The following is a 14,464-nucleotide window of genomic DNA, read 5'->3' on the forward strand; positions in this document are numbered from 1 at the left end:
TTATCTCCTTCTTTCTCCTAAATAATTCAGGTATCATTATATGAAAGTAGTGTTTTATGTGACACTATTTATAAATATATCCTTATTTAACCACATTTATAATTAACTTAAACAATTAGAAACTAATTAACGCCAACAAAAAAAGAACCCAATAGTGATTCTTTTATCTTAGTACTTTTTATATTTTTATTATATTAATTATATTATGATTTTTCTGTCAAATTTTATTTAATGCTTTTTTCAAAACAACCCCTCCTTATATAATATTATAACATACTAAAAATTTTAGTTCTATCCGATTTTACTTTTACTTTCATACATTCTATAATCTGCCATTTTAATTAGTTCTTTAAGAGATTTATTATAGAATTCATTGTATTCTACGAAACCACAGCTCATACCTACTTCATATTTAAATTCTTTACTCATCTCATCTATTTTATGATTTATCCTATTCCATACCATATTACTCTGTTCTATATTTGTATTAGGCAATACTATTATAAATTCATCCCCACCATATCTAAATATAAAATCATGCTTTCTTATATTATCCTTTATTATATTACATAAAGTTATCAATACATAATCTCCTGTAATATGTCCATAATTGTCGTTTACATATTTTAAATTATTCACATCGGCAAACCCTACAGTTAGCTTATCTTTGTTAATTTTAGCCAATTCTATTTCCTTGTATAAATATTCTAATCCTCTTTTTCTATTAAGAACTGATGTTAGACAATCTGTATTAGCGCATTTTGCAATATTCTTAATAATTTTATCTTTCTTTTCTAACTCAACTATTAGCTCTTCTCTGGTCATGGACTCATAACTCATAAATAAACACCCGTACTCCTTAAAATTAATTTATAACATCTTACAAATTTATTTTTACAAATAACTGTATATTTATATTCAACTTCTTAAAAAATATGATTATTTACATAAGATTTCTTTTAAATTGAAAAATTAAATCTTTTTCTAAGCACTTTATTTATTTCTGCACTTAGCTTAATTCTCTCATTATATACCCAACTTTCATCAAAATCTAAGTTAAAATTTTTTGATAAAGAATAATATAAATTTATTTTTTTATAATATAACTCCAAATCATACAAATCATTAGAGTTAAGTTTCGGTTTAGATATACTTTTAAAATTACCTATAAATATTTCATCTACATAGTTTAAAAAAGTATTCATTACATTTATATTAGTGACATCAAAAGGTACCTTTAATAGTTCCCACTGAAACTTTTCTGGCAATTTATAATTTTTTATGTTGTCTAACACTAAAATTTTTTCTCCTATATCCATCTTCCTATATAATAAACTTTTCTCTTCTCTTGTAGTCCAAAGAGCTAATTTTTCTCTTAAGGAAAGATTTTTCACCTTTAATATAGCTTCACTTGGTTCTATTACACCCGCATATATTTTTCTATCGTATACTTCCATCATTTCCTTTACAAAATTTTGATTGTTTTTATAAGATGATACATAACCTATATCATATATACCATATCTTCCTGCTCTACCACCTATTTGTTTAACCTCTTGAGAAGTTAAATATCTTACATCATTTCCATCAAACTTCCTAATATCCATAAATACTATTCTTCTTATTGGAAGGTTTACTCCCATGCCTATAGCATCAGTAGTTATTAATATATTCGTTCCTCCTTTTATAAACTCTTCATATTGTTTTTTTCTAACTTCTGGTGGAAGATTACCATATATTACACTACTTTTCACTCCTAAATTTCCATAGTAATCTGCTAATTCAAGAACCCTTTTTTTAGAAAAAGTAACTAATGCATCTCCTTTTTGTATATCTTTCATTTTAAATGGTTCATCTTCAATTTTAAGAGGTATTTTTCTAATGTACTCTTTTAATTTATATTCATCTCCACAATCTTCTATAATATTTATTATTAATTCTTTTGTATTTAGTGCTCCACAAACATGTATCTCCTTGCACTTTAATGCTAATATAGCTCTAGTCCAAGCACTTCCCCTTTGGTCATCATCTATCATTTGTATTTCATCTATAATAGCTACATCGTATTCTTTATCAATATTTAATTTTTCTATAGTACAACATAAATGTGATGCTCCTTCTTTTTTTATTTCTTCTTCTCCAGTTAAAAGATTACACAATATCCCTTCCTTGTTTAATTTCTCAAAATTCTCTAAAGCAAGTATTCTTAAAGGCGATAAGTATACACCTTTCTTACTTTTTTTCAGCCTTTCCATGGCATTATAAGTTTTTCCCGTATTAGTCTCTCCTAAATGAAGATAAAATTTCCTATTCATATGTCTAACGTTTTTATATTCATCTTTAGGATTTTTAGGGAATATTCTATCAAATTCTTTAAATATCATAGAAGGAATATGATTAGTTATAAGAACACTTATTATGCCAGATTTTAAATAATTCTTTCTATTATTTTTTATGATTTCTCCAAAATCAAAATTAGTATTGTGCTTTTTATTATAATATTCTACTAATCTTTTAGATATATTATCTAGTAGCTCCAAATAATTATTATAAACTTCATTAAAATCTTTTATATTTTCATCCTTCATTGATTCTAAAATCTTAATTTTTTTTCTAATAGAGGATTCTTGCTCCCATAAACTATTAAGTTTTGAATGCCTTACTACATCTTCTATATGAGTATAAGAATTTTTTATTTTCCTAAAATTTCTCTCTATAGAGCCTCTCTTCATAAGAATACCTCCAATTTATCTTGTAATTTATATATACATGTTATATTTTGCCTCATAAAATAATGTTTATTAATTTCTTTAAATTAATTTAATTCCTTATATTTTATTGCTTTTTCTATTGATAACCTATACATTTATATATTATAATTTATATAAGTTATTTAAAACCACTTTACTATTTTCATAAATTATTAAAAAATTTGATTATTAAGGATGTTGATATAATAGTGAAAAAATCTAATAATATTAAATTAAAAAATTTAAAATCTAAGATAGTATCATATGTTATGTATTTGGAAACCTTACTAGCTATATTTATGGTTATTTCTGTGTTACTAAGTTCTAAAGATCTCATAAGCTTTATAGTACAAATTTTCACCTTAGATGCAGTACTATCTTACGATATGTTTCAAAAATTTTTATCTCATCTTTTACTATTAGTAATAGCATTAGAATTAGCACTGATGTTAGTAAGACATACTCCAAATAGTGTAGTAGAAGTAATGCTTTATGCAGTAGCTAGAAAAATGTTAGTTTATGGCTCTACTGCCATGGAGATATTTTTAGGAGTTCTATCTTTAGCTGGCATATTCTTTATAAAAAAATACTTATTTTCAGCTCGTGACAAAAGATTAGAAGAGGAAGATTCTTTTGCAGAGGAATTATCTATTGATGCTATTGAAAAGAATACTACGATATCAAAAGAAAATATTAAATAAATAAAAAAGTCATTCTTGTTAAATCATCTTATCCTTAAGGTAATAGATGTTAAAATATTTTTACAAGAAAGACTTTTTTATTTATTTGCCAATATATATTATGTTATTTTAAACTTTCATATATTTTTTCTAGATTATATTTCACTGCTTCTATGTATCCTTTATTTCCAGTTGAACTTGTTAAAGTATATATTTTTTCTACTTTAGCTCCTACTTCCTTTGCTAAAGTTTTTGAAACTTCTTCACTAACATTTTCTTCTAAAAATACTGTTTTTATTTTATTTTTTTTGCAATAATCTATTAGTTCCTTCATCTTTTTAGTAGTTGGTTCGCCTTCTGCAAAAACATTTTCTACACTATTTTGTTCCAAGTTGAAATCTCTACATAAATAACCAAAAGCTGCATGACCTGTTACAAAATGATTAGATTTTACACTTTGAAACTTATTTTTATATTCACTATATAATTTTTCTAAATTATCTTTAAAATCCTTATAATTAGTTTCATAATAATTTTTGTTTTTAGGATCTACCTTAATCAAAGCGTCTTTTATAACTTCTGATTGTTTTACAGCAGACTTTACGCTCAACCAAGTATGAGGATCATATTGACCATGCTCTTTTATTTCTTCATCATCCTTGTTTTTTATAGGTTCAACATTCTTAGAAGATTCTACTACAACTAAATCTTTATTGTCTATATTCTTCAAAGTCTTATCTACCCAAGACTCCATACCCATACCATTGTATACGAATATATTGGCATTACTTAAAGCTTCCATATCTTTTATTTTAGGCTCAAAATCGTGTGGTTCTGCCCCTTCAGGTATTATGGATTTTATTTCTACTTTATCTTTTCCTATGGCCTTCACATATTCTTTAAGTGGATTAAAAGAAACTACAACTTTAAGTTTTTTATCTTTTGATGAAAAACTTTCTTTATTTTGAGTTGAACAAGCAGTAAAAAATATTAAATTGGATAGAATTAAAACAAAGCTTAAAATTTTTTTCACATTATCACTCCTTATTTTAAATAATTATCTTTACATAATTATTATTAATATTTTTCTTGAAGTTGTTGCAAAGCATTTGCATTTATATGTATAATATAAACGTATATTATTAAACTGTCAATATTAATTGAAAACGAAAATTAAATTCATTTACTAATATAACATAAATAATTGTTAAAATAAATATGTTATTTATTAAAAACATTCAGGAGGTAAAACATGATAGAAATAAATAATTTGTGTTTTTCTTATACTAAGAAAAAACCTTACATATTACAAGATATAAATCTTAATATAGAAAGAGGTCAATATGTTTCCATTCTAGGTTCTAATGGTTCTGGTAAAAGCACATTGTTAAAATTGATACTTGGTTTTTTAACCCCTACTTCAGGAAGCATAAATTTAAAAAATAGTAAAATAGGATATGTACCTCAAAAATATGAAAACTTTAATTCTGATTTTCCTATAACTGTAGAAGAGGTGCTTAAATGTCATAAAAAAGTATTAAAAATACAAGATTCTAATTCTATAAATAGATCCTTAAATATCGTAAAAATGAATGATTATAAACATTGTCTTATAGGTAATCTATCTGGAGGTGAAAGGCAAAAAATATTTATTGCTAGAGCTTTAATGGGAGAACCAGAACTTTTAATATTAGATGAACCTTCTACTGGCATAGATGTAAATAGTCAAAGTGAAATATATAAAATAATAAGCCATCTAAATAATTGCCATAATCTAACTGTTTTATCCGTGGAACATAATATTTCTGCAGCGCTTTCTAATTCTAGTCATTTATTTAAAATTACAGATGGCATTGGAAAACTTTATACTAAAGATCAATACATACAACTAAAAGAGGTGATGTAATGTTAAATTACACTTTCATGCAAACAGCTTTAATTATTTCTATATTTATATCCATACTATGTCCTAGTATAGGCATATATTTAGTTCTTAGAAGATATTCAATGATTGGAGATACCTTAGCTCATAGTTCACTGGCAGGTATAGCTATAGGATTATCTCTAGGTCAAAATCCTATATTAAGTTCCTTTATATTTACTTCTGTAGCAGGAGTTTTTATAGAATTTTTAAGAAATTATTATAAAAAATATGCAGAACTTATTTTATCTATAGTGCTTTCTTTAAGTGTAGGTATTGCTATAACTTTAGTAAGTTCAGGTAGGGCTTCTGGTAATATAAATTCTTTTCTATTTGGAAGTATTCTTACAGTATCAAAATATGAACTTTTAACTGTATTTATATTAAGCATAATATCTTGCCTTACTTTAATTTTATTACATAATGAACTTTTATATATAGCTTTTGATGAAGAAGGAGCTAAAGTAGCTAATATAAAAGTCAAACTTATAAATTACATTTTTTCTATTTTAGTAGCCGCTACCATATCTGTATCTATTAGAATAGTTGGAGTTTTAGTATTAAGTTCTTTAATAGCTCTCCCAGTAGCTACTGCTCTACAATTAAAAAAAGGATTTAAAAGCACATTATTTTTATCCATATTAATAAGCATACTTGATGTAGTATCAGCCTTATTTTTATCCTATTATCTAGATTGCGCTCCTGGAGGAATAACTGCTCTTATTTCTGTTCTTACTTTACTTATAGTTATGATATTAAAAAAAATTAAATAAAGTTAGTTTTAATTTATTGACATTTTGAGTTGCTCAGTATATAATATTAATAAATAATAATTATTTATTAATATTATATATCACTCTTGTATACTCCCCCAAAAGATACAAGACAATATAATCTTATAATTTTAAGATCCCCTTTATAAAAGGAGCTGTCGCATTAAGAACAAATTCTACAATATATTGTGTTAACTTTAAACTTGTAAAACAATATATTGTGCTTAAATTCTTTGATGCGATAGCCTCTTTTCTATAAATTAATAATATTATACATATATAATCTTTATAATATTATTTGATATTCTTAATAATTTATTTAATAGTAATTAATGGTTAGATCTATTTTTCTAAAATAATATTCTCTAGGTTAAACTGTCTATCCTTTAAAACTTTCCATTTAAATCTAATTTTTTTTAGGGTTATTTTACCATTTATTTTTTTTTCTTTATGGTTTTTGTTTAAATAAGAAAATATTTTTAACTGAACGTTATAATCATAAGTAGCTGTTCCATCATTATTTTTACGATAATTATTCACATTTATCTTATTTACATTTACACAATAGTCGTTTGTATTAACTATAAGTGACAATACTAATGGAATCTGATCTTTCCATAAATTATGATAAGCACTTTCCGTCATCAGATTTCCAAAAACATCTTTGGTATATACTTGTTCTAAAGTCATATTTCTATTAGTTTTTTTCTTAGGCTTAACTGTGTATAGTAGGTTTATATAGTCTCTAACCACTTTCTCCGACTCTTTTCTATCGTCAACAATGTTATAGGTACAAGAAAATACTATCATACTTACTAATATAAAAACTATTAGAATCCTTATACCTTTAGTCATACAAACTCCTCCCAAATATTTATGAATCCAATAATGAAATTAAACACTGTATTATTAGATTTATATATTATATATGAATTATTTAATCAATTAATATATAAATCTAATTTTTATTGTATACTTTTTTTGTTAGTATATTATATATAAAATTTTAATTTATGGTAAACATTATAATAAAATAATAATGAAACTTTTTGTATAAATATAAAAAGACTGCTGATAAAGTATGTTTATCAACAGCCTGGAGTTGAATATAAATCTATATTCAACTATTTAAATATGACTATTTAATATTAGATATTTGCTTTCTATTTAACAATATTAATCAACAAATTATGGGGTAAAACAATCAATACTCTAATTAAAATATTGATACACTTATTCTTACTTAAAGCAAACTCTAATTAAATTTAAAATTCTGTATTAAATGGCCATATTATTAACATGATTATTTATTTTAAAATAGTTTTTGCTCTTTTTGATGGATGATTTATAGGTACTGAAGATATAAGTGTTTCAGTATAATCTTTCTTATATGAATATAATCCTAATTTTTTATTTTCTATGATTTCTATTATCCTTCCAGATTCCATTACAATAATCTTATCGCAAAGATAATCCACAGCACTTATATCATGCGATATAAACAATATACCTGTATTACTTTTTTCTCTAAGTTCTTTTATCATAGACATTATAAATGCTTGAGTACACACGTCTAAACTAGATATTATCTCATCACAAATTAAAAGCTTAGGCTCTAAAAGTAATGCTCTACATATGTTTATTCTTTGTCTTTCTCCCCCACTTATAGATGAAGAATATTTTTCTAATATACCTCTACTTAACCTAGCAAATCCTATAATATTTTCTATTTTAGCTATTTTATTTTCTTTACACATATTGGGGAAATAATTATATAATGGTTCCATAAGTGAATCCATTATTTTAATATTAGGATTTAATGAACAATATGTATCTTGAAATATTATTTGACATTCATGCCTGAAACTTTTTAAATCTTTCCCTTTAAAACTCCATATGTCTTTCCCCTTATATTTTATTGAGCCTTCTGTAACATTTTCAAGTCTTAAAATAAGTCTCCCTAGAGTACTTTTACCACACCCTGATTCTCCCACAAGTCCTATAATTTCTCCTTCTTTTAAGGTAAATGATACATTGTCTACAGCCTTAAAATCTAATTTATTTTTTTTAAATAAACTTAATTTCCTATTATAACTTTTTACTACATTAGAAACTTCTAACATATAGAAATTACCTCTCTTTTAAAAGTAGCATTTATCAAAGTTTTAGTATACTGTTGTTTTGGATTGTCAAATACATCATATACATTGCCTTTTTCTATGATCTTTCCATTATGCATAATTACCACATTATCTGCAATTTCTGCTACTACTCCAAAATCATGAGTTATCATTAATATAGTAGTATTTAATTCTCGTTTTATTATTTTTAATTGATTTAATATATCCTTTTGCGATGTTAAATCTAAGGCAGTAGTTGGTTCATCAGCTATTATCATATCTGACTCCATAATTATAGCTGCTGCAATCATCATTCTTTGAAGCATGCCTCCACTTAGCTGAAAAGGGTATTGCTTTAATATAACTTCAGGATTCTTTAAATTAATATGATGCATTATATTAATAAGTTTATCTCTAAAAATTTCCTTATCTATTTTATAATGGCTAGATACCATATTATATATTTGTTTCTCCATAATTATAGAAGGATTAAAACAATTTATAGAATTCTGAAATATAGAAAAAACTTTCTTTCCTCTAAAAGCTCTTAATTTATCCTTAGAAAAGTGAAAAATATTTTCCCCATTAAATAAAATCTCTCCTGTTTTTACTCTAACTCCTTTTGGAAGCATTCTTATTATAGACATAGCTGTCATGGTTTTTCCACTTCCACTTTCTCCTACTATACAAGTAATCTTTCCCTTTTCCACTTCCAAATTAGCCTTCTCAACTAAATTTATTTTACCATTTTCTGTTTCTATTGTAACATCATCCATTTCTAAAATATTCAAACTATCCCCCCTCATATAACACTTCTAATAACCTTAGAGTTTTACCATTAATTTAATAGTTATACAAAAATTCATATTAATAACTAGCTAATTTTTCCTTTATACTTTCTCCTATGAAATTTATACTAAGCATTGATATTATAGTAAATATTCCTGGATAAAACGCTATCCACCAAGCTCCTGATAATATATCATTTTGAGCAGAGTTTAGCATACTTCCCCAAGACGGCATACCTTGTGGTACTCCTATACCTAGAAAGCTCATAGCAACCTCAGTAAAAACAGCCTGCGAACAGTTTAAAACAAATATGACTAATATAGCAGGCAAACTATTTCTCAGCAGGTGATTTATCATAATTTTATAAATGGGAGTTCCTAATACTCTAGCTGCTTTAATATAATTTTTATTTTTTATACTCATTACTTGAGATCTGACTATTCTTGCAGTTTGAAGCCATCCCGTAACACCCATTATTATAATCATGCTTGTTATTCCCCCCCTTATAATAGATTGAAACGCAAGCATTATTACTAATACAGGAATGGCTAAAAATGTATCTAATATTCTCATCATAATATTATCTACTACACCGCCCATATATCCACTTACACTCCCATATAAAGTTCCTATAGTAGTTGATATAACTACAGATATCAACGCCACACTTAAAGAAACTCTCCCCCCATATAGTATTCTAGAAAAAACGTCTCTTCCCATATTATCTGTACCCATTATATGTATTACATTAGGTTTAATAAGTGTTTTTGTAAGTTCTACTTCATAAGGATTAAATTTAGTTAATAAAGGAGCAAAAACAGAACTTAATATTATTATTAAAAAAATAGCAATCCATACTATGTAATATTTTTTTCTCATATTCCACCTACTTCCTAAGATGTGGATTAAGTATTATTTCTATTATATCTGTTACTATCATACATAAGACTACTAAAACTCCAGTTATAAATATAGCTCCCATAAGTAAAGGATAATCTCTTGAATTAGCAGCTTTTACTGTAAGCATTCCAAGGCCTGGCCACGAGAATACAGTTTCTATCATTACAGATCCACTAAAAAAAGTAGGAATAGTTATTCCTAAATAATTTATAAATGGTATCAAAGCATTTTTTGTTATTCCTCTTCTTATATTATTTTCTAAAGAACCATTTGCTCTAGCTACCATAGCATAATAGCTTCTATTCTCCTCTTTAACCTTTTCTTGTATAAATCTTGAATAAGCTCCTACATGAGTAATTACTATAACAGATATGGGTAGTATAGCATGTTTTGCTACATCTAAAAAGCTACCATCTCCATCTACGCTCATATTTCCTGAAGATGGCAACAACCCTCCATATACAGAAAATACCAATATAAAAATAAGAGCTAACCAAAAAGGTGGAATAGAATAAAATACTATACTTAAAACACTAAGAAGCTTATCCCATATGGAGCCTTCATTAAACCCTGCTTTTAGTCCTAGTATTATTGAAATTAAGCTTATTAAAAATATAGAATTTATAAAAAGCACCATAGTATTAGGAACTTTTTCTTTTAATATTTCTGATACTGGTCTTCCTTCTATGTAGGATATACCCATATCACCTTTTATCATTTCACCAGTCCATTTTATGTATCTTTCTATTAGGGGTCTGTCCAAACCATAATTTTTTATTATTCTACTTCTTTCTACGTTGTTTAGTCTATCCGCTTTTCCTCCATAAATAGCTACCGCCGGATCCCCCGGCGCAGCATTTATTATAAGAAATGATATTATACTTAAGAAAAATATAATTAATATACCTTGTCCCAATCTTTTAAATATATATCTTAGGGTCATTGGATCTTCCACTCCTCTGCATTCCATATGAATCCAGCTCCGTGATGACCTAATATCTTTTCTTTTATTCCTGTAATTTTCTTGTTTACAGCATATATAGCGTTCACATAAATCTCAAAATTATATGGTGGATCTTTTGCCAATTCTTCTTGAATCTCACCATATATTTCTTTTCTTTTTTCTTTATTTTCAGTAGTTCTTCCTTGTTCCAATAATTTATCTACTTTAGGATTAGAATAGCCGCCAAAATTGTTACCATTTTTTATTTGACTTGAATGGAATAATTTATATGTATGATCGTCTGCATCATAAGGACTTCCCCATCCTAATACAAAAGCTTCACATTGGTCTATTTTTATAGCATTCCAATCCAATGCAGCAACTTTAACAGTAACTCCTATCTTCTTAAATTGAGAAGATAAATAATTAGCTATTTTTACTCTAACTTCATCAGTACTTGGAGCAGTTAAAGTAAATTCAAATTTTTTACCATGTTTTTCTCTTATTCCATCTTTTCCTTTTTTCCAACCTGCTTTATCTAATAATTCATTAGCTTTATTTAAATCATAAGTATATTTTTCTATATTAGGATTATTAAATTCATTCTTTTGAAGTGGCGAATATGCCTCTACTCCGAAACCTTTTATTATGCCATCTACCATACCTTTTCTATCTACTGCATAGTTAAAAGCTTTACGAATATTAACATCTTTCCACAATTCTTTTCTCATATTAAACATAAAGCATCTATAATCTGCTGTGTTTTCATTATATATTTTTATCTTATCTAATTTTTTTAATTTATCAACTTGACTTGGTTCTACATAAGCTAGGTCAATTTCTCCTGTTTCAAGCTGCATAGCACGCACATTATAATCTGGTATAAATTTAAATATAAATTTATCTACATTCCCTGTTTTATTTTTATCATAATAATCTTGGAATTTTGATAATGTTATATTATTACCTTTTTCCCACTTTACAAATTTAAAAGGGCCTGCTCCTATTGGTTTTTGATTAAACTCAGCATTATTTATATCTTTTCCTTGTAACACATGTTTAGGTACTATTCCAATTGTAAGCTTATCTAAAAGGGCTGGAAATGCTTTAGCTAATGTAACCGTAACCTTATAATCTCCTCTAGCTTTTATATCTTTTACTTCTTCAAATTCTGGTTTCATTTCTGTATTGGTCTTTGGATCCTGTATTGATTTTATTGTAAATACAACATCTTCTGCCTTAAGTTCTTTCCCATCATGGAATTTAACACCTTTTTTAATATTAAAATCATAAGTTAGTCCATCTTTAGATTTATTATAAGATTCTGCAATATCACATTGTGGCTTATTATCCTTGTCAAATCTCATGAGGCCTCTAAATATTAAATCATTTGCATAGGCTGGTCCTAATATAGGGTTTAATTTTTCATCTTCAAATTCAGCCCCATATACCACTGTCTTACCTTTTTCATTATTCTTTACCCATTGATTATCCTTAGTAGAACAACCAGTAAATACTATTGGCAATGTAAATAAGGCAAGCAACAATATAGTGGTAACTTTTTTAATTATTTTTTTTGTTTTCATGTTGCCCTCCACTCTCCTAAAATTATTATATTTTATGCACATACATATTAATTAGCAAAATACATGCCAATGTTCTAAGCAGGAAATTCTGTTAAAATTTAAATTTTCGTGTCATTTTGAGAAGAAACACTGTGTCATTTTGATAATATAGTGGTTTTTTCTCAACATGAGAAAATGGGGCTGTCTCATTAAAGAATTTAATCACAATATATTGTTTTACAGTTTAAAATAACACAATATATTGTAGGATTTATTCTTAGTGCCACAGCCCTATACTTTAATTAATTTTAAATTTTTCTGCAAATTTGGTTAGTCTATCCGAACTTTCATTTAAATTTTTAGTATCCTTTAACATTATTTCTGCAAAATTAGCTACTTCTTCTGAGTTTTCTGCTATATTGTTTATACCTTGAACTCCTTCATTAGTTGCCTTAGTTACGTTATTTATGACTTCTTCAAAGTTTTTTACAGATTTAGATAGTTGTTCAGTGGTACTTCTTAAAGTATTGCAAAATTCTCTATAATAATCTGAATCATTTTTATATTCGTCACTTAAATTTTCCATTTCATCATAAGTCTTCTTTAAATATTCATCCACAAAGTTCATTAACTCTTCAGAATTTATTTTTAAATTTTCAACCGCTTCTACAACAATTTTAGTTACATCTTGAATTTCTATAGTAGCTTTATTAGATTCTTCTGCTAACTTTTTAATTTCATCTGCTACCACAGCAAATCCTTTTCCAGCTTCTCCTGCTCTAGCTGCCTCAATGGCTGCATTTAATGCTAAAAGATTAGTTTGTGATGTTATTTCTAATATAGTTTCTGATAAAACTCCTATTTGTTCTATAACTCTAGATTTTTCTATAGCTTTTTTCATATTCTCATTTATATCTATTTTCATATCTCTTACTTCTTCTCTAGATTTTATTGAATCTTCCTTTAATTTCTCAGATTTCCTTACTATTTTTTCTGAATTTTTATCTATTGATGATGCTTCAGTTGATATTCTCTCAATCTCTACTCCTATTTCTTCTGAAGTAGCATTCATTTCTTCTGTAGAAGCACCAGTTTCCTCCATGGATGCTGATAATTGTTCTGTAGCAGCAAACGTATTTTGAATCTTAAAATTTAAATCTTTGAGACTATTAGTGATATTTTCTATAATTTTTATGGAGTTGTCCATTTCTTTAAATGTGTTGCTTTGCACTTCCATAAATGTTTTATAAACATCATCTAATCCATTAGATATTTGCCCTATTTCATCTTTTCTATCTAAAAGTTCCTCTGGAACGGCCTCTGTAAAATCTCCTTCAGATAGTTTATTCAAATACTCCGTTAATTCTTCTAAGTCTGCTTGTAATTTTCTTGATATCAATGCTACTAAAACTATACCTACAACAATACTAAATATGATTATAAAGATTATAATTATCATAGTTTTCTTCATAAATACACCATTTTGTTCCATAAACTGAGAAGCTTGATTTTTGTTATGCTGTATCAATTCTAAAATGTTTTTTTGATAGTCATTAATAGCTGGTGTTATATTGTTTAATTTTTTAATTGCCTCTTGCTGTTTTCCTTCTTGAGCTAGTTTTATTACATCATTTCTATCCTGTCTAAGATCTAATATCTTTTTTTCAATAGAACTTATCAATTCTTTTTCTTTTGGATCTAGTTCCATAGATTTATACATTTTAATATTCTTATTAAATATATTTTCTACTTCATATATTTCTTTTTTTAGTTGTTCTATAATCCTAGCATCCCTACTCTCTAGTACTATTTTAGCTGTATCTAATTCTATAACTCTTGATTGGGTTCTACTATCATTTAATAAGTCTGAAGTAACTAAATTATTTTTATAAAGGTTTTTAATGTTTGTATTAGCTTTTCTATTAAAGTATGCTCCTGTAAATCCAGAAAAAGAAACAAACACTATAAAAATAATAGTTATCATCATCATTTTATACTTTATCTTTGGTTGTCCATATTTTTC

13 protein-coding genes are annotated in these 14,464 nt (G+C 26.3%); 3 read left to right on the forward strand and 10 right to left on the reverse strand.

Features of this window, described 5'->3' with window-relative positions:
* Positions 1-291 precede the first annotated feature (291 nt).
* Complete coding sequence (locus NGI68_RS01745; protein ID WP_251859760.1) at positions 292-840, reverse strand: GGDEF domain-containing protein; 549 nt, start codon at positions 838-840, stop codon at positions 292-294.
* A gap of 119 nt (positions 841-959) precedes the next feature.
* Complete coding sequence (locus tag NGI68_RS01750; RefSeq protein WP_251859761.1) at positions 960-2,732, reverse strand: helicase-related protein; 1,773 nt, start codon at positions 2,730-2,732, stop codon at positions 960-962.
* 227 nt (positions 2,733-2,959) lie between these two features.
* On the opposite strand from NGI68_RS01750, the gene NGI68_RS01755 reads away from it, so the two are divergent.
* Complete coding sequence (locus NGI68_RS01755; protein WP_251859762.1) at positions 2,960-3,451, forward strand: hypothetical protein; 492 nt, start codon at positions 2,960-2,962, stop codon at positions 3,449-3,451.
* 103 nt (positions 3,452-3,554) lie between these two features.
* Here NGI68_RS01755 and NGI68_RS01760 read toward each other — a convergent pair whose 3' ends face one another.
* Entirely contained in the window at positions 3,555-4,463 is a 909-nt protein-coding gene (locus NGI68_RS01760; protein ID WP_251859763.1) for a metal ABC transporter substrate-binding protein, read from the reverse strand.
* 219 nt (positions 4,464-4,682) lie between these two features.
* On the opposite strand from NGI68_RS01760, the gene NGI68_RS01765 reads away from it, so the two are divergent.
* Both NGI68_RS01765 and NGI68_RS01770 read left to right on the forward strand, forming a co-directional pair.
* A complete protein-coding gene (locus NGI68_RS01765; RefSeq protein WP_251859764.1) occupies positions 4,683-5,336 on the forward strand; it encodes a metal ABC transporter ATP-binding protein in 654 nt (217 codons plus the stop codon).
* The gene (locus tag NGI68_RS01770) at positions 5,336-6,124 is read left to right on the forward strand and encodes a metal ABC transporter permease (RefSeq protein ID WP_251859765.1); all 789 of its coding nucleotides are present in this window, start codon (positions 5,336-5,338) and stop codon (positions 6,122-6,124) included. The genes NGI68_RS01765 and NGI68_RS01770 overlap by 1 nt, the downstream gene beginning before the upstream one ends.
* 342 nt (positions 6,125-6,466) lie before the next feature.
* On the opposite strand, the gene NGI68_RS01775 is transcribed toward NGI68_RS01770, so the two are convergent.
* From NGI68_RS01775 to NGI68_RS01805, 7 genes are all read right to left on the reverse strand, one after another.
* Positions 6,467-6,979 (reverse strand): hypothetical protein, encoded by a 513-nt coding sequence (locus NGI68_RS01775; RefSeq protein WP_251859766.1) that lies wholly within the window; start codon positions 6,977-6,979, stop codon positions 6,467-6,469.
* Positions 6,980-7,431: 452 nt separating this feature from the next.
* The gene (locus NGI68_RS01780) at positions 7,432-8,247 is read right to left on the reverse strand and encodes an ABC transporter ATP-binding protein (RefSeq protein ID WP_251859767.1); all 816 of its coding nucleotides are present in this window, start codon (positions 8,245-8,247) and stop codon (positions 7,432-7,434) included.
* Positions 8,241-9,035 (reverse strand): ABC transporter ATP-binding protein, encoded by a 795-nt coding sequence (locus NGI68_RS01785; protein ID WP_251859768.1) that lies wholly within the window; start codon positions 9,033-9,035, stop codon positions 8,241-8,243. The genes NGI68_RS01780 and NGI68_RS01785 overlap by 7 nt, the downstream gene beginning before the upstream one ends.
* A gap of 76 nt (positions 9,036-9,111) precedes the next feature.
* Positions 9,112-9,912 (reverse strand): ABC transporter permease, encoded by an 801-nt coding sequence (locus NGI68_RS01790; RefSeq protein ID WP_251859769.1) that lies wholly within the window; start codon positions 9,910-9,912, stop codon positions 9,112-9,114.
* A 7-nt stretch (positions 9,913-9,919) separates the two neighbouring features.
* Positions 9,920-10,876 carry an ABC transporter permease gene (locus NGI68_RS01795; RefSeq protein WP_251860185.1) on the reverse strand — a complete coding sequence of 319 codons (957 nt, stop codon included), beginning with the start codon at positions 10,874-10,876 and terminating at the stop codon, positions 9,920-9,922.
* Positions 10,873-12,462, reverse strand: a complete 1,590-nt coding sequence (locus NGI68_RS01800; RefSeq protein ID WP_251859770.1) for an ABC transporter substrate-binding protein — start codon at positions 12,460-12,462, stop codon at positions 10,873-10,875. The genes NGI68_RS01795 and NGI68_RS01800 overlap by 4 nt, the downstream gene beginning before the upstream one ends.
* Positions 12,463-12,739: 277 nt before the next feature.
* Positions 12,740-14,443 carry a methyl-accepting chemotaxis protein gene (locus NGI68_RS01805; protein WP_286010074.1) on the reverse strand — a complete coding sequence of 568 codons (1,704 nt, stop codon included), beginning with the start codon at positions 14,441-14,443 and terminating at the stop codon, positions 12,740-12,742.
* Between the last annotated feature and the right edge of the window lie 21 nt (positions 14,444-14,464).

The sequence above is a fragment of the Clostridium sp. Marseille-Q2269 genome (assembly GCF_943736985.1).
GTDB lineage: Bacteria > Bacillota > Clostridia > Clostridiales > Clostridiaceae > Clostridium_F.